This is a genomic window from Porphyromonas loveana, assembly GCF_003096695.1.
Classification (GTDB): domain Bacteria; phylum Bacteroidota; class Bacteroidia; order Bacteroidales; family Porphyromonadaceae; genus Porphyromonas; species Porphyromonas loveana.
Genome location: NZ_QEKY01000008.1, coordinates 1 through 17663, shown reverse-complemented (window position 1 = coordinate 17663; position 17663 = coordinate 1). Strand labels below are relative to the sequence as shown.

Genomic DNA, 17663 nt, shown 5'->3' with positions numbered 1-17663 from the left:
GAGATGAAAGCGTTTGAGAATAAAGTCGTGGTGATCACGGGCGGAGCGCAGGGCATCGGGAAATGTGTCGCCGAGGAATTTCAGAAAGAGGGTGCACACGTCTGTATCATCGACAAACAAGAGGGTGCTCACTTCGTGGGTGATCTCTCCCGCAAAGCTTCGCTTGAGGAATTTGCGGCTTATGTGGTTGCAAAATATGGCAGGGTGGACTACCTCATCAACAACGCCCTTCCCATAATGAAGGGTATTGATGAATGCACGTACGAAGAGTTCGAGTACGCCTTGAGCGTAGGCGTTACGGCTCCGTTTTATTTGACAAAACTCCTTTCGCCGCATTTTGACAGAGGAGCCTGCATCGTCAATATCTCCTCTTCGCGCGACCGTATGAGTATGCCACAGACGGAGAGTTACACAGCCGCCAAAGGTGGCATCGCTGCGCTTACGCACGCTTTGGCGGTCAGTTTGGCGGGTAAAGCCCGAGTCAATTCTATTTCTCCGGGTTGGATCGATACAACAGGTGCTGCTTATGAGGGCGCCGATGCAGATCAGCATCCCGTTGGTCGTGTGGGGAGTCCGCATGATATTGCCCATACAGTTCTTTTCCTCTGTTCGGACAAGGCGGGCTTTATCACAGGAGAGAACATTTGCATTGACGGGGGCATGACCCGACAGATGATTTATCATGGTGAAGAGGGGTGGCGGTTGGAGCCATAAAGCGGTATGGAAGGAGGGTAATTCTTCCTTCTATAGGATAAATTGTGGCGCAATTGCAGCATAGGATGTAACATTTCGGCGACTTGTACGTCTTATAGGTGTAGTACATCATTCAAAAAACGAGAATCGCTATGTGGACAAAAAGATTTCTTTTCCTTCTCATCATGGTCGCAGGCATCGGTGTCGCTTCGGCCGAAACACTCTCTATGAGGGGTGTTAAAGGTAACGGACGTATGCAACGTGAGCAGCGTCAGGTAGGTCGTTTCGACCGGATCGTATCTCTGGGCAGTATGGATGTGAGGGTGCAGCAAAGTCCTTCGGCTCAAGGTGTAGTCGTCGAGGCTGAGGCCAATGTCTTACCACTGGTTGAAACGATGGTAAGGGGCGGAGTGCTGACGATCAAATATAAATCCGGCTCTTCCTTCTCCACGCGCCGAGGGGTGCGCATCACGGTGACGACTCCGGTCTTGCGCTCGGCTGAGCTGAGAGGGAGTGGCGACTTGCATTTTGCCCGAGGCTTCCGTCAACCGTCGTTGGAGGTGAGCTTGGCGGGTAGTGGCGATGTTTCTTTTGCCGATGCTGCGATAGATGGAGATCTGCTCGTGAATGTCAAAGGCAGTGGTGATGTCGAGGGGCAAGTGATGACGGGCGGAAACGTGCGCATCACGCTATTGGGTAGTGGCGATGTGAGTCTCTCGCTCGGCAGACCTCAAAGTGTGGGAGCCAGCCTCAATGGCAGCGGAGATGTCAATTTGCGAGGCGAAACGCTCCATGCCGTTTTGAGTAGTGCCGGCAGCGGAGACATCAGCTGTCGCCAACTGACAGCCCGACGAGCCGAAGTAACCTTCCGAGGCAGTGGCGATGGCGAGCTTTCGGTAATAGAACGATTGGATATTAGATTGACGGGTAGCTCGGACTTCGTTTGCTATGGCAAGCCTGCCATTGGAGAGCATCAGGTAAGTCGGTCGGCCTCCTTTCGCACCGTTCCGAGAAAACCATAAGAAAAAAGCAGATTATTACTTTTCATAGACGCGAGCAGGCAAAGGGCGTGACCATCTTGGGTTGCGCCCTTTCCTTCGTTTTGAGAGATAGGGACGGGGGAGATAAATTTAGGTCTGTAATGTGTATGCTCAGATAGGAATATTTTTACCTTTGTCGTCGGCTCTAACCCGAAAAGAAGATCTCCTTCGACATGGCATAATGTGAGATTCAGACCGACCTTTCCTGCAAACAGCCACTAACAAAGAGCATAATAACAAATATAATTATCTGATTTATGAAAAAAAGAATCTTTCTGATTCTTGGCGTTTTCGTTGCATTGCTGGCTTCTTTTGGCAGCATGCATGCGCAGCGAGCCAAGGAGTATTTCAACTTTGAGGAGCGAGGCGAAGCCTATTTTTCTTTCAAGATGCCCGAGAAAAAGGTGCTTGCCGAGCTGGCACAGATCATGTCCGTGGACAAGGTAAATGCCGAGACCGGTACTGTTATCGCCTATGCTAATGAGGAAGAATTCGAGGCTTTCCTCCGTTACGGTATGAAGCCTACCATCCTCACGCCTCCGTCTATGGAGCGAGTGGTCGAGATGATGGACTATCGTCCCGGGGCCAAGAATGATTGGAATACCTATCCCACTTATGAGGGATATGTGAGCATGATGAATGAGTTCCAGGCCAACTATCCCTCGCTCTGTACCACATCGTCTGTGGGCAAGTCTGTGAAGAATCGTGAATTACTGGTTTGTCGTCTCACTTCTTCTGTGAATGCAGGCAAAAAGCCCAAAGTGTTCTTCACATCCACGATGCACGGGGATGAGACCACAGGCTACGTCGTGATGTTGCGCCTCATCGACTATCTGCTCTCCAACTATGAGACCGATCCGCGCGTGAAGAATATTCTGGACAAGACTGAAGTTTGGATTAGCCCGCTGACCAATCCTGATGGTACATATAGGATGGGTAATAACTCTGTAAACGGTGCTACGCGTTACAACGCCAACAATATAGATTTGAACCGTAACTTCAAGGACGATGTGCATGGTGATCACCCCGATGGAATGCCTTGGCAGCCCGAAACGCAAGCCTATATGGACTTTCAGTCGCAGCATAACTTCGTGTTGGGTATGAATGTACACGGTGGAGCTGAGGTGGTAAACTATCCTTGGGACAACAAGAAGGAAAGACATGCCGACGATGAATGGTTCAAGTACATCAGCCTTAATTATGCCACGACTTGTAAGGCAGCGGGTACGGCCAGCTATATGAGCGATGTGGAACCTAATGGTATCACCAATGGTGCCGACTGGTATGTGATCACCGGCAGCCGTCAGGACAATGCCAACTATTTCCACCGTCTCAGAGAGATCACGTTGGAGATCAGCTCCACAAAGCTCGTACAAGCTTCTCAGCTCCCCAAGTATTGGAACTATAATAAGGAAGCCATGTTGGATCTCATCGAAGAGGCTATGTATGGTATCCAAGGGACGGTGACCGATGCAGCTACGGGTCAGCCGGTGAAATGTTTGATCACGATAAAAAACCACGACAAGCGCAATTCGGATGTCTATTCCGATGCCTCTACGGGTTTCTATGTTCGTCCGATCAAGGCCGGCACTTATACGCTCACGTACAAGGCAGACGGCTATCCCGAGACAACCCGTGAGGTGACAGTCGTTGATGGTCAGACGGTGGTGATGGACGTGGCCCTCGGCAATGCAGTGCCTGCGCCTGTGGCCAACTTCGAAGGTACACCCCGTCAGATCAAAGAGGGTGAGAGTGTGTCCTTCAAAGATTTGTCCACGAACAATCCTACTTCCTGGAGCTGGGTTTTCGAGGGCGGTACGCCGGCAACGAGTACGGCGCAGAACCCCACCGTTACCTATGCCACTGCAGGGAGCTATAAGGTGACCTTGACCGTTACCAATGCTACGGGCAGCAACACGAAGACCGAAGAAAACTACATCGAGGTAGTCGCAGTACAGCCTGCACCCGTGGCCAACTTCGAGGGAACGCCCCGCAAGATCAAGGAAGGAGAGACGGTAACGTTCAAAGACCTGTCCACGAACAACCCCACTGCTTGGCTTTGGGGATTTGATGGCGGCACACCGGCACTGAGTACGGAACAGAATCCCACCGTCACTTTCCCCAAGGCTGGTCATTACACAGTGCGCCTAACGGCTACCAATGCTACAGGCAGCGACACCAAAGTTGAGGAGAACTACATTGAGGTAATCGTGGACACCAACCTCGCCGATGTAGTGGCTCAGACTGGTATCCTTATTCGTCACGAGAGCGAAGCGAAGCACATCCACATCAAGGCCGATGCCCCTATTCGTACGGTGGTTCTCTATGATCTGAATGGTCGTACGGCTTTCCGCTCAGTGCCCAATGCAGTTAGCACTTCTGTCGATCTTTCGGCCATGCCCGAGGGTATCTATACGATCAGCATCCGCACGGACAAAGCTGTTCGCACGGAGAAAATCCGCATCGGATAAATCGACAATAGCCCTTTTTAATGTGAGAAACCCGCTAATCCCTATCCGGATTAGTGGGTTTCTCTCTTTTTGCACACTCTTCGAGGTCAGGACGCGGTAAAGATGCCTTTTCTGACTGTAAATTGCTGATAAATAGTGCGTTGATGTGAGTAGAAACGCCCGTTTCCGGTCTCCTGCACCGCCGCACGGAGCAAGAAACGGCCTACAATCGCTTCCTGCACGCTGCGCGGAGCAAGAAACGGCCTACAATCGCTTCCTGCACGCTGCGCGGAGCAAGAAACGGCCTACAATCGCTTCCTGCATGCTGCGCGGAGCAAGAAACAGTCTACAATCGCTTCCTGCACCGCTGCGCGGAGCAAGAAACGGCCTACAATCGCTTCCTGCACGCTGCACGGAGCAAGAAACGGCCTACAATCGCTTTTGAGTGTATATTTGTCGGAAAATTATTACCAATCACTATGATAAAAATGAAAGCAATGAAACATTTTTCTACTTGGCTGCTTTGCAGCGGTCTGATGGTGTATGGGGGACTGATGCAAGCTCAAACGCAAGTGCAAGCAAAAGCTGAGGTTCGTTACCGCCTGGATAAAATAAGCGTGCCGGACGGGCGCGAGATATTCGACTACTTCTACCAAAACGATGACGTGCCCGTACTCATTCAGGCCTCATCGGGAGATATGATCACCAACAAAGACTCTCTCTTCTATGACCGAGACGGACGAATGACGCAGGTGCGCAACTATTCGATCAACATGAACACCAACGCATTCGATCTCATGCGTGTGGAGGACTATTCCTATGACGCCAACGGCAGACTCCATATCCGCAAGGAACGAAAGTCGCTCGCGACGGATGTGGTGGAAAAAACGATCACCTATATATATAATGGAGCCAACCAGCAGCCGGATGAGATCACTTACCAATCGAAGGACGGATACACCATGCACCACAAGCACTTCTACAACGGTGCGGGGAAGTTGGCGCGGATCAACGTCTTCTCACAGAACAATGCCGACAGCCCCTTGGTGGAAGCGGGGCGGATGGTTTACGAGTTCGACGACAACGGAGACGCCGTGGTCCTGCGCGACAGCGTCTATCTGGCTCTCCAAGACAAATGGGTGGAGATGTACACGCACCTCTATACCTACGACGACAAGCACAATTGTACGCGATGGGAGCGTAAGGACTTTGGCGTTCCCAAGTTGGCCAACGCATTCCAGTATGACGATGCGGTAGCTGTTTCGTCGGTGATTTTCCCAACCTATGAGGATTATTTCCGCCCGATTCTACCGGACTTTATGACCAATATGCGCACAAAGCAGACCTATTTCTTCAATATGGGAGATGGACTGACCGAAGTGTGCGACTACAACTATTTCTATACCAAGATCCAGACCAATGGCACAGCGGAGACTTTGGCGGAACAAGGTCTTACTATCTATCCGCGTCCCGCAAGTGATTTCCTTCGTGTCGAAGGTGCTCAGCTTGTGAGTCTCACGCTCTACGATGCAGCCGGTCGTGAGGTGAAGTCCGTGGCGCTTTCGGGCGACATGGCCGTCATTGGCGTTGCAACGTTGCCCCGCGGCCTTTATGTGGCAGAGGTGAGATCAAAAACCGATGTGATCCGGACGAAGCTCCTCCTGCTATAAGCCCGCTTTCACTCTTTATGACGCTCCGCACGAGTCCGACGACGGTTTTGTGCGGAGCGTTTGACTTAAGAGTCAGGCCTTTCTGTATTATTATGGCGCGTATTACCGTCCGAAATATTATATTTGCTCGGATTAATAATTAAAACACAGAACAGATGAAACGAATACTCCTCTCCTTTCTCCTTATGTTGGCTGTTTGCGCGACAGTAGAGACATTGCAAGCGCAGTCTGGTAATAACGTCCGTTATAGACTGGATCGCATCGCATCGTCCGATGATCAGGATACGTACGACTATTCTTATGTGAACGATGTAACTCCTACGGCCATTAGTCATTCGAAGGGGGAGCAGATTCAGTCCGTGGACTCCCTCTTCTACGATGAAAACGGTCGTCTCTCGCAGGTGCGTTTCTATTCAGTCAATCCGACCACGAACGCGTTGGAGCTTTTCTCGGTAGAGGACTATCTGTATGTTCAGGGCAATCTGCTCATCCGCAGCACGAGAAAATCGCTCGAAAGCGAAGAGATAATCAAGACTGTCAATTACTACTACGGTTGCGGTGCGACTTCTCCTTTTGAAATGACGATCGAGACCATTGACGGCTATCTCGAAAGTCATACTTATACCTATGAAAACAACAAACTCGCGAGCGTCATCATCATGACGCAGGAGGGACCCTATGCTCCTTTCTTGGAGACCGGAAGACAGGCTTATACCCGCAATGCGGCCGGCGATCCCGTAGAACTGCGCGATAGCATATTCGTTGCGGATGAAAATATGTGGGTAGAGCAGTTTGTACACCGCTACACCTACGATGCCAATCGCAATTGCATTCGTTGGGAAGTGGATCTTCATGGTACGCCCGACTATGCCCAAGACTTCGAATACGATACTTCTATCCCCGCCGCCTCGGTACTCTTCCCCACGCACGAAGATTTCCTGCACCCAATACATCCCGATCTTATGCGGAATATGCGCACCAAGCACACAACCCATATGTTTGGCAAGAGTAGTGACCCGCGCAGCATTGATCAGAGCTACTTCTACACCGATATGCAGGGTGGTACCTCAGTTGCCGACATTACAGTGGATGCTCGCATCGGTTTTTATCCCAATCCGGCTACAGATGTAGTACGCATCGAAGGGGCACAGCTCCTGCATCTTACGCTCTACGATCTGAACGGTAGGGTTGTTCGGAGCATGGCTCTCACCGGTGATCTTGCCGTTATCGGCGTGGCTACGCTGCCCCGTGGCATGTACATTGCCGAGGTGAAGGCTGCCGACAAGACCTTCCGCATCAAGCTGACACTTAAATAAGAGACACGAGAGCGTATTCATCTCCTACCACACATTCATTAATCATTAAAAAAATCTTTCTTATGAGCAGTAAACCTCGTAAACTCATCTTAGCCAATATACACGGTATCGACAAACCGGGTGTTACAGCCGAACTAACTTCTATTTTGGCTAGACACAACGCATTCATTTTGGATATAGGTCAGGCTGACATTCACAACAATCTATCCCTCGGTATTCTTTTCCAGACCGATGAGAGAGAATCCGGTTCCATCCTCAAAGATCTTCTTTTCAAAAGTTACGAACTGGATGTCACCATTCGTTTCGAACCCATCACCGAAGAGGCTTATAGCAATTGGGTCGGAATGCAGGGCAAGAATCGCTACATCATTACCATCGTGGCACGCAAGATCACGGCAGAGATGATAGCCGGCATTGCTCTTGCCAGTGCCGAGCAGGGGCTGAACATCGACGACATCAAACGTCTGACGGGACGTATTCCGCTCAACGAAACAGATCGTATGCCCAAGGCGAGCGTCGAGTTCTCCATGCGTGGTACGCCCCACGATGTCGAGCAGTTGCAGCGTCGCTTTATGGAGATGGCCTCCGAGCTGAATATGGATATCTCTTTCCAGCGAGAGAGTATGTTCCGTCGTATGCGCAGGCTCATCTGTTTCGATATGGACTCCACCCTCATCCAGACGGAGGTGATAGACGAATTGGCCATTCGCGCCGGAGTGGGTGATCAAGTGAAAGCCATTACCGAGAGAGCCATGCGTGGCGAGATCGACTTTACCGATAGTTTCCGCCAGCGCGTTGCCTTGCTCAAGGGGCTTGACGTCTCTGTCATGCAGGAGATAGCCGAGAGTCTGCCTATTACGGAGGGTGTGGAGCGACTGATGAAACTTCTCAAGATGGTAGGCTTTAAGATCGCTATCCTTTCGGGCGGATTCATGTACTTCGGCAATTATTTGGCCAAGAAGTTCGGAATCGACTATGTCTATGCCAACGAATTGGAAGTCAAGGATGGCAAACTCACCGGCAGATATGTGGGTGAAGTGGTAGATGGTCGTCGCAAAGCCGAGCTCCTCAAGCTGATCGCCCAAGTAGAAAAGATCGACCTGATGCAGACTGTTGCCGTAGGTGACGGAGCCAACGACTTGCCCATGATCGGATTGGCCGGCCTTGGTATCGCCTTCCATGCCAAACCGAAAGTCAAAGCTACTGCACAACAGAGCCTCTCCACTGTCGGACTCGACGGCATCCTATACTTCCTTGGCTACAAGGATTCGCATATCGATGACGAATTACTCACGGAAAAACTCTAATACATTACTCAGATGATCAAGCATATCGTGATGTTTCGGCTGGCAGAATTTGAAACAGCCGAGGCCAAAACCACCCATTTGCAGAAAATAAAGGAAGCACTCGAGGCGCTTACGCCTCTTATCGAGCCGCTCCACGACATGCGGGTATTCCTCAACGTCAATTCTTCCGAGGAGTACGACTTCTTGTTGGAGGCAGACCTCGACAGCCTGTCCGATGTGAAGGCTTACGCCGATCACCCCGCCCATATGGAGGTGGTGCGTAAGCTTATCGCTCCTTTCAAGGTGGCACGCGCCTGCGTCGATTACGAGGTTTAACCTCGGTCGCACAATTCCAATAGCCAGCAGGGCTGTGTTGAGTAGATTCTTTCTCTTGATGCAGCCCCGTTCTTTTGAGGGCAATCCCTTATCACCTATCATCCCCGTTTTGTCCAATCAATCCGAGTCCTCTCAACGCTGCATGATATACACCGATAAGTGTAGGAAGCCCCAAAGAAAAAAGCTGTACTCAGTCTTTCGACCATGAGTACAGCCTCTTGATGAGTAGCTCCTCTTATTATACTGCGTGTTCGGAGCGGATATATTTCCGGACGCAGAGCGGGGGAGTCGTACCGAACCGAAGAGATTAGCCTACGTATTCGTCAGAAACGGTCAGCTTAGCACGACCTTTTGCGCGACGGGCAGCCAGCACGCGACGGCCGTTCGCCGTTGCCATACGAGAACGAAAGCCATGCTTGTTCACTCTCTTGCGATTAGAGGGTTGAAATGTTCTTTTCATTGTTCTTTATGTTGATTTGTTAGTTGTCTACACTTCGGGGTGCAAATATAGAGATTTTAATTGGATTTGCCAAAGGCCTTTAGCTCATTATACAGCAAATGCACGGGAAGTCCCATGACGTTGTAGAACGATCCTTCCACTCGCTGGATCGCTATATAACCGATCCATTCTTGTATTCCGTAGGAGCCTGCCTTGTCGTATGGGCGGTAGCGGTGGAGGTAATAGTCGATCTCCTCGTCGCTCAATTGGGCGAAGGTGACCATACTGGAGCAAGAGAAAGCTTTCTTCCCCGACAAAAGGCTGATGCACACACCTGTGACCACCTGATGCGTCTGTCCGCTCAGCGTGCGGAGCATGCGGTGGGCATCCTCTTTGTCTCGTGGTTTGCCCAGTATCATATCCTCGACGATGACCACCGTATCGGCAGTGATCAGCAGCGTATTCTCCTGCATCAGGCCTTTGGCGCGGTAGGCTTCGGCCTTTGTCTGTGCCAGATAAAGGGGCACTTCGGTCAGTGGCAGCTCGGCCGGATATTCTTCCACGATGTCCGGCATGACTTTTTGTACGAAGGGGAGGTCAAGCCCTGACAAGAGTTCTTTCCTGCGTGGCGACTGTGAGCCGAGAATGATGTCGTATTGCTTGAGGTGATTCAGCATATTCTTCTTGTTCTGTTATGTCTTGAGCCTTTTTGTCGACTACCAGCCGAATCCGTTTCCCTGAGCCCAACATCCCTGTGCTTTGAGCGTCTGTTCGATAACGTCGCGGACGACGCCTTCGCCACCACGGCAGTGCGATATGTACTTTGCCACCTGCTTGATCTCCGCCACAGCATCCGACGGAGCCACGGGGAGTCCCACTCGCTGCATCACGGGCAAGTCGGGGATGTCGTCGCCTATGTACACCACCTCTTCGAGCTTGAGTCCCGTCTCTTGCAAGAGATGCTCCAGCTGTTCCACTTTGTTGGACGAGCGCATATAGACGTGCTTGATGCCCAAGTATTCGGCACGTTTGGCGATGGCAGGGCTAAAGCCCCCCGTGATGATGCCGAGGAGGAAACCTTGCTTTACCGCATATTGCATGGCGTAGCCGTCTTTCACGTTCATCGTGCGCATGGGTTGGCCTTCGGCATCCATGGCCGAGACCGTGTGACTGATGACGCCGTCAACGTCGAAGATAAAACCTCGTATAGTTTTCAGATCGAATGGGATGCTACTCATAGGATAGGGGAGTGTGTCGTTAGTCTTCTTGGTGATACATGCGTATGATGCTGTCGCTGAGTGCTCGATAAAGCTCTAACCTGTCGGGATGATCCGCCAGGAGATCGAGATGCTTTTGCAGCACATTCGTGTCGTTTCGTTTGGCCGGACCTGTCTGAGCTTCTTGCGCCGACATCGTCTGCACCTTTGCAGCAGTTTCTGCGATGAGCGGAGCCAGTGCCTGCCGTGGCAGACCATGCTCCTGCAGCAGTTGTTCGCTGAGGGCATAGAGATGATTGGTGAAGTTGCAGGCCCAGACGGCTGCGAGGTGGAGATAGAGCCGTTGCTCTGAGGTCGTGCGGTGCACTTCGCGGCTGATGCTCTGCCCCACTGTTTCCAGCAGAGTCGTCACCGTCTCGTTGCTGCCCTCTATATATATAGGTATGGACATATAGTCCACCCTGCGTTCACGGCTGAATGTCTGTAGCGGGTAGAACACCCCTGCGGCCGCATGATGCGGCACCAAGACACTCAGCGGGATGCTGCCGGCTGTGTGTGCCCACACCCCTTGAGTGACAGGCATGGATGCCGCCACGGAAGCAAGTGCATGGTCGCTCACCGCGAGGAGATATAGATCGGCATCGCATAGCAGCTCCCCCATGTTGTCCGTAGCCGTTGCTTGCGGGAGCATGGTTGCCAATTGTTCGGCATTCGCCTGCCTGCGGCTCCATACCTGCACGGGCGGATGTCCTGCTTCGCTCAGCGCCAAAGCCGTCTGCGTAGCCAGATTGCCACTGCCGATGAGGACTATCCGGATGGGAGTGTCGCTTTTCACGATGCTGTCAGTCATGTGGAGCAGCTTCCCAGTCGGGATATTCACCTATGAATACGTTCTCCCACTTGAGTTCGCTCTCGGGGCGAGGCTCTTTGTGTTCGCCCTTCCGTCCCACGCCGATGATGCACAGCACTTCCTGTTGGTACGGGATGTTCAGCGTGTTGCGCACATATTGCGTAGCTTCTTGCCCGTTCGGAGTGATGGAGCCGAACACATGACACCAACAGCTCCCCAGTCCCAAGTCTTCCGCTTGGAGCTGGATATAGGTGGCGGCGATGGCGGCATCTTCTTGCCAACGCACAGTCAGCAGGGGCGATCCGAGCACCACGATGGCGAGAGCTGCGCCGGCCAGAAATTGGGAGCCGTGTTCTTTCATCATACTCAGCGCCAACAGTTTGTCTTTCTCCTCTACGAGGATATATTGGGTAAGCTGTCTGTTCTTGCCCGAGGGAGCACGGAGCGCAGCCGTCAGCAGTGCTTGTACGTCTTCAGCTGCGAGTGGTTCTGATGAGAACTGGCGGATGGAGCGACGATTCTCTATTAACTCTGCAAATGATTTCATAGTAACAAAGATAATGAAATCGCCCTCTCTTTCCCTGCGCATTTCGCATATAAGAGCAATACCAAGGCGAATCCATGAAGAAACGTCTGTGGCCGAGCTCGTTTCATGCTTTTCAATGCTGCCCTCTTCTTCGGCTTGATTATAGTGTATTGGGTAAGAATCCTTGCGCAGAGAGCATCTTCGTTATTGATGGCATCATATATCGATTTGCAAACGAAAGAATATAACTGCGCCCATGCTCCTTTTCCGGAGCAAGTAGTCCCTCTTGTATCATTGCCTGTACTTTGCGGGAGATGGTCGTAGCTGTTGCTTCCGGATAGATGGGCTTCAGGTCTCCGCTCTTTATCACTTGTTTTTTTGCGACAATGGTCAGTACATCTGCTGTTTCTTGTGAAAGGCGTCCGTTCTTTTTGGCATCTTCTATCGCCGGTAAGAGAATAGATGTCCGCAGGTATTCGTAGTCACAAAGCTGATCCACTTTTTTGATTTCTTCAAGCAATCCCGATAGGACGTAGGTACACCAACTCTCCATGCCTTCGTCTGTCCCCTTGTCAGCTTCGCTCAAATAACGGTAGTATTCATCACGATTTGAACAAAAAATGGCTGTCGGATTTACGATTCGCCCCGCAATGTTCACTCTAAATCCGGCACGTATGAGCATGGCGTAGGTGAATAGGCGGACAGTGCGCCCATTGCCATTGCCAAAGGGGTGTATCCACACGAAACGATGGTGTGCCTGTGCCATCTTGATTAAATCAAATTGAGGCTTATTTTCCTTGTTGATAAATTCAAGAAGCCCTTGCATCATCTCCGGGACACGAAGTGCATCGGGAGGTGTGTGCTTCGAGCCGCTAATCTGTACGTTGATCTTACGGTAAGAGCCTGCATGGCGATCTCCCTCTCCGCCTGTTCCTGTGGATAGGTCTTTCACCACGATTGCGTGAAGTTCGCGCAGAAACATTTCGTCAATGGGCCGATCTGTTCCGCAGGCTTCTATATATTCAAGTGCTTGTTCGATATTTTGTATCTCTATGTAATTCTCGTTCTTCTTCGTGTGGGTTTCGTGGTCTTCTTGCATCTCCAAGTATTCGGCCAATGTGGTGTTATTCCCCTCTATACGTGCCGATCCAACGCTTTCCAAGGTGTGGAATAGCCGCTTGAGTTGCAAAAAGACCAGAGGGTGCGTTGTTGATGCAATACGTAATCTGCGCAAGTGTTCCAGCTCCAGAATATGGGCTGATAACTCGCTGTCAAAACTCGGTATGAATAGTTCTATTTTATCCATCTCCATTGTTTACTTGTATTTGTCATGGGCAAAAGTACACATTTTACATTGTAGTCGATGAACTTTCTGTGTATAAGGATGATACGAAATGAAGTTGGCAGACAACATTTGTCATTTGTCAAAATCAACATTCAACATTTTTGCTTGCAGGCATGGAAAAAATGCGTGAGCCCTGTAGGGGCGCACCTCGTATATGCAAAGAGAGCACCCGAATTGCTCGGATGCTCTCTTGTTTGTTGAAAATGTGTGGCTTACAGACCGCCGCCTATGCTTCCCTCTCCGCCACTGCCAGGGTTGCCGCTGCTACCACCGCCTTGTGCGGGAGGTGTCGGAGTTGTCTCCTCTGTCGGAACAGAGAGGAAGTCGCTTGCGGGTTTCTTCTTTTTCTTCGGCTTGGGGAGCTGATCTTCGGGGACGTGGACGAGCTTTTCCTCCTCGATACGATACCAGCGGTCGTCCACTTCTGCACCGTCCATATAGAAGGTGATGAGGTAGTGGCGATTCTTACCCGTGCCCAACGTGCGTCCGGCGAAAGCCACTGTCATCCCCTCGTCGGTGATGAGTGCCGGCAGCACGGGGCGGAGCAGCTCCTCGATGGCGGCACGGCGATTCGCTGTGGCTACTCTGCCGTAGGCTTTGCGACGAGCCAGCTCACGATTCTGCTTGATGACGAGGTTGTTGTACACCATGATCAACTGCTTGATCGCTTCGCTCGCCTCCAGATTGTGCAGAGCATCCATTCTGTCGGTGACGGCTTGGATTGTGCCGTCCGTTTCTGTGCGCCGTTGGCGGATGTCCGGACCCGCCTCGTAAGAGACCGATTTTAGTCGTTGGAGGTAGAGCGTCTGGAAGGCCTTGTTGATGGCATCGAGGTTGTCTATCAGCTCTTTCAGCCCCAGCTTCTGCACTGCGGGAGTGATGGCTGTGCTACGCAGGTCGGTCACCAGATTGGTGGTGCCGCCCGTCTCTTGCGAATAAGGTCGGTGGATCAGTCGCGGATAACGGCCGAGTACGTCGTTTACAAGGCGAGCGGCAGATGCCACATCCGCCTTTTTGCTTAGTCGGTCGGCCTGCACCCTGAGGGCGATCATGCGCCAAGCGTTGCCACGCTCGTAGTCGAGGCGCGCCAGCTCTTGTGTATGCGGATCCTTCCGCTCCGGATTGAGCAGGAGGTCCTCTTCCTTCAGTGCTTTTTCAAGCGGAGTGAGTACGGCGTTGAGCTTTCCGATGTTAGCTTCACGACAGAGATTCAGCACGTTCTGTGCAAACTGAAAGTGCTCCAAGTTGCGGAGCTTGCTTTTGGAGAATGATTTTGTCTTCATCCTTTTTAGAATTAAATTAATTTAAGTTGTTATTACGGCAAAGCCATAGTCTCCCTGAGGCGTAGCACGGGTTCTATCTACATCGAATGGAGCAACGGGGCAGTCCGGATGTTCTGCGCAGGGCAGCGTATCCCTTAGTTTCGTGGTCGGAAGAGCCGGCTATGTGTTTTCCGCCCGACTCTTATGTGGCTGCAACCTCGGGAATAGTCTCATCAAAACCTATTCCACCGGATCGAAACCTAACCCCAAAAAACTACTGATGCGAATCTCCCGCGGCCAAAGCCTTAGGAAAATTCCGGACGAACATACTTCTCATGGTCTTTATCACCTCTAAAAGATATATGTGCGTGCACAATCCAATTCAATATAACCTCGACACTTGGCCGAGTGGCTATGAGCTTTAGCCGATGCAAAAGTAGAGAAAAGTTGGAAACTGCCAAAAAGGAGTCTGAGTTTGTTCTCTGTTTTTTTGTGAGATGTCTTTTGTGTAAGATGTTGAATTCATGGGACTTGATGCTCAAACAAAGAACAGTGCCAAAAAGGGTACTTCCCTCTTTGGCACCGTTCATATAAACAGGATAAATCCTTTACTTAGATGCTTCGTCCCTCATGGCAGATTATTCTTTGTCAAATAGTTTGCCAGAAACAACATTGTTATTTACAAGCATAACGAGCAGATACTTTCCGGGGAAAGAACAATGGAACTACTAATGAAGTTAAATAATCTTTTCATTTCAGATTGACTTTTGTGTTGTACTTATTATTCACATTCACGATCAAAAATTCTTGAGTATACTCCTTCGGCAACGTGATCACAATTTCTGACGATGAAGAAACGACCTGACTGAGCAATTCTCCTCCAACAGTGTACACCTTCACCGTATTGCTTGCTGCAGAGGCAGGACAAACAACACGAATCTTTCCCGACTCTGCATATACCCGCACCTCATTGGCTGTCGTGATGCCGTGGAGCGAATTTTGGTAGATGTTGCAGCCTTGGTCAGGGTATTTTACATATTGATGGCCTTCGGTATCCGCAAAGCAGATTAGCTCTTGAGGAATAGACCCGGGAGCTATCGGAGTGAGATAAAAGCCTTCTGACCCACCAATACCTTCAATCCAAGTATATTGTCCGATATGAGCCTTGCCAAAATCGGGCAGTATCGCTTGTATCGTGTACACGCGACGCATCATGCCTGCAATCTGTTGCTGCTCAATCTTTGAGACGGAGTAAACAACACCTTCTATTTCATTGACAAGTCCGCAGAATGTATCGAAGGTATCTCCCTCTTTGAGATTATAGTCGAACATCAAGCGTTCCTCTCCATCAACCAACTTGTACACAATCCCTGTCTCCATATCCTCACACAGGTAAACGGGATAAGCAGGAGGAACATTGGTTGCGGTAGTGCTACCCGTGATCAATACATATTCTTTCCCATTAAAAGAGGCTGTGCCCTCTGCCTTGTACTCGTAAGTGTACATGTCAAGCATCTCATCGGGCATACCAGCAATACCACTTCGCCCTAAGACATTCCACTTATTGCCTACAACTGCCATGGGGATCTGTGGGCTACACACCGAAACCACATCGTCGGCCTTAATCGGAGAGGTTTGCTGTGCTGCAACGGGCATGGCTACAGACAGCAGCGACATGGCTGCCACAAACAAAATAACCGTTTTTCTTTTCATTTTTACAGATGTCTATGAAATGTTTGGATGCATCGTATCCAAACATTTCGCGTTAATAATATAGAAGGGTGGCGAATAGGTTGTCAATACCTAATTTTATGCTTTGAGGGACGGAAAAGCTGACAAGTATATTCGCCAAAACTTTATTCTTTGATGATTAAGGGAAAATGAACTTTCAAAGCAATAAGTCCCTCCCTTCATCAAACGAAAAGTGGATTCCCATCTTTATGGAGGATTGAACGCATTGCCTGAATTGTTTCTTCATTCTCGATAAAGAAGCAACTGTCACTTGGAAGAGAGAAAGTATGTGTACGTTCTTTCATTCTCAGAAACTTTTTGGGGTTAGTATTGTTGTGTGCCATAAAGTTGTACAATTTGTCGCAAAAAAACAACTAAATCGTGGTGAAATTTTCGTATTGGGCGATTTTTTGTCAAAATGACGGGTTGGGGTTCTTCGGTTTTCCATAAAGTGATCATAAAACAGTTCTCAGAATACAAAAAAAAACTCAATACTAACACACCAACTCCGTTTTTTGCTTCTGCATATGTGTCCACGAACGTGAAAACTCCGTTTTTTTGCTTTGCGTACCTGTGAGAAAAGTCAAAAACTCGCTGTAATAGAGTTTGTTATTGCGATTTCTGTAAGGGAAACGCAGCTGCGTAGTCTGTTTGTTGTTGCATTACTTAGACGTATCTTTGTCACGCAAGAAAATCTAACGAAGTATGATACATAAAATTTTTGGTACACTCTGTGTGATTTTGGCCGTGGCTGTAGGCTCCGTACTCCATGCACAGAAGCCCGCCGTGGGATATGCTCCCATCACTGTAGAGACTCCCGCACGCCCTGCCGGGCAGCAGGACGTTTTGCAATTGACCACTCCCAAGATGGAGACTGTGCGCATCGGCATTATTGGCCTCGGTATGCGCGGCCCGGGTGCCGTGGAGCGTTTTGTCCACATTCCCGGGGCTCAGATCGTGGCACTCTGTGACATCGAGCCGGACAGGGTGGAGAAGACACAAGAGATCCTCGTCAAGGCGGGACTCCCCAAGGCCGCAGCCTATTCCGGCAGCCCCGATGCATGGAAGAAGTTGTGCGAACGTCCCGATATCGACCTCGTTTATATCGTCACGGACTGGAAGAATCATGCCGAGATGGGTGTCTATGCCATGGAGCATGGCAAGCATGCCGCCATCGAAGTGCCGGCTGCCATGACTTTGGACGAGATATGGAAACTCATTGACACCTCGGAGCGTACGCGCAAGCACTGCATCCAGCTGGAGAACTGCGTTTACGACTACTTCGAGCTGACGACCCTCAACATGGCTCAGCAGGGTCTGTTTGGTGAGATCCTCCATGCCGAAGGTGCTTACATCCACAACCTCGAAGACTTCTGGCCCTACTACCACAACAACTGGCGTCTGGACTACAATCGTGAGTTTCGCGGCGACGTCTATGCCACGCACGGCATGGGGCCGGCCTGCCAATTGCTGGATATCCACCGCGGCGACCGCATGAAGAC

General features: G+C 50.5%; 16 protein-coding genes. 8 read left to right on the top strand and 8 right to left on the bottom strand.

Going from position 1 to position 17663, the window contains the following annotated elements; all coding sequences use genetic code 11:
* Positions 1-3: 3 nt before the first annotated feature.
* The 7 genes from C7382_RS05690 (at position 4) to C7382_RS05660 (ending at position 8791) form a co-directional block, all read left to right on the top strand.
* Entirely contained in the window at positions 4-714 is a 711-nt protein-coding gene (locus tag C7382_RS05690) for an SDR family NAD(P)-dependent oxidoreductase (protein ID WP_116679334.1), read from the top strand.
* Positions 715-845: 131 nt separating this feature from the next.
* Positions 846-1715 carry a head GIN domain-containing protein gene (locus C7382_RS05685; RefSeq protein WP_116679333.1) on the top strand — a complete coding sequence of 290 codons (870 nt, stop codon included), beginning with the start codon at positions 846-848 and terminating at the stop codon, positions 1713-1715.
* 275 nt (positions 1716-1990) lie between these two features.
* The gene (locus tag C7382_RS05680) at positions 1991-4204 is read left to right on the top strand and encodes a M14 family zinc carboxypeptidase (protein WP_116679332.1); all 2214 of its coding nucleotides are present in this window, start codon (positions 1991-1993) and stop codon (positions 4202-4204) included.
* 476 nt (positions 4205-4680) lie between these two features.
* The gene (locus C7382_RS05675) at positions 4681-5853 is read left to right on the top strand and encodes a T9SS type A sorting domain-containing protein (protein WP_116679331.1); all 1173 of its coding nucleotides are present in this window, start codon (positions 4681-4683) and stop codon (positions 5851-5853) included.
* A 155-nt stretch (positions 5854-6008) separates the two neighbouring features.
* Positions 6009-7169: a T9SS type A sorting domain-containing protein gene (locus C7382_RS05670; protein WP_116679330.1), complete on the top strand. Its 1161-nt coding sequence runs from the start codon at positions 6009-6011 to the stop codon at positions 7167-7169.
* Between the two features lie 62 nt (positions 7170-7231).
* Complete coding sequence (serB, locus tag C7382_RS05665; RefSeq protein ID WP_116679329.1) at positions 7232-8476, top strand: phosphoserine phosphatase SerB; 1245 nt, start codon at positions 7232-7234, stop codon at positions 8474-8476.
* A gap of 12 nt (positions 8477-8488) precedes the next feature.
* Positions 8489-8791, top strand: coding sequence for a Dabb family protein (locus C7382_RS05660; RefSeq protein WP_116679328.1), 303 nt, complete (start codon positions 8489-8491; stop codon positions 8789-8791).
* Positions 8792-9098: 307 nt separating this feature from the next.
* On the opposite strand, the gene rpmH is transcribed toward C7382_RS05660, so the two are convergent.
* The 8 genes from rpmH to C7382_RS05615 form a co-directional block, all read right to left on the bottom strand.
* Complete coding sequence (gene rpmH, locus C7382_RS05655) at positions 9099-9251, bottom strand: 50S ribosomal protein L34 (protein WP_116679327.1); 153 nt, start codon at positions 9249-9251, stop codon at positions 9099-9101.
* A 56-nt stretch (positions 9252-9307) separates the two neighbouring features.
* Entirely contained in the window at positions 9308-9907 is a 600-nt protein-coding gene (locus C7382_RS05650) for a Maf-like protein (RefSeq protein ID WP_116679326.1), read from the bottom strand.
* Positions 9908-9946: 39 nt separating this feature from the next.
* On the bottom strand, positions 9947-10468 hold the full coding sequence (locus C7382_RS05645; protein WP_116679325.1) for a KdsC family phosphatase: 522 nt from the start codon (positions 10466-10468) through the stop codon (positions 9947-9949).
* A 19-nt stretch (positions 10469-10487) separates the two neighbouring features.
* Positions 10488-11297: a Rossmann-like and DUF2520 domain-containing protein gene (locus tag C7382_RS05640; RefSeq protein WP_116679324.1), complete on the bottom strand. Its 810-nt coding sequence runs from the start codon at positions 11295-11297 to the stop codon at positions 10488-10490.
* Positions 11290-11844 (bottom strand): nitroreductase family protein, encoded by a 555-nt coding sequence (locus tag C7382_RS05635; RefSeq protein WP_116679323.1) that lies wholly within the window; start codon positions 11842-11844, stop codon positions 11290-11292. Before C7382_RS05635 ends, C7382_RS05640 begins: the two co-directional genes overlap by 8 nt.
* A 139-nt stretch (positions 11845-11983) precedes the next feature.
* A complete protein-coding gene (locus C7382_RS05630) occupies positions 11984-13129 on the bottom strand; it encodes a Fic family protein (protein WP_243405662.1) in 1146 nt (381 codons plus the stop codon).
* A gap of 251 nt (positions 13130-13380) precedes the next feature.
* On the bottom strand, positions 13381-14451 hold the full coding sequence (locus C7382_RS05625) for a DUF6261 family protein (RefSeq protein ID WP_116679321.1): 1071 nt from the start codon (positions 14449-14451) through the stop codon (positions 13381-13383).
* A gap of 729 nt (positions 14452-15180) precedes the next feature.
* Positions 15181-16143: a hypothetical protein gene (locus tag C7382_RS05615; protein WP_133241535.1), complete on the bottom strand. Its 963-nt coding sequence runs from the start codon at positions 16141-16143 to the stop codon at positions 15181-15183.
* A gap of 723 nt (positions 16144-16866) precedes the next feature.
* Between C7382_RS05615 and C7382_RS05610 the strand changes: the two genes are divergently transcribed.
* On the top strand, positions 16867-17663 hold a 797-nt coding region (locus tag C7382_RS05610; protein ID WP_133241534.1), incomplete at its 3' end, for a Gfo/Idh/MocA family protein.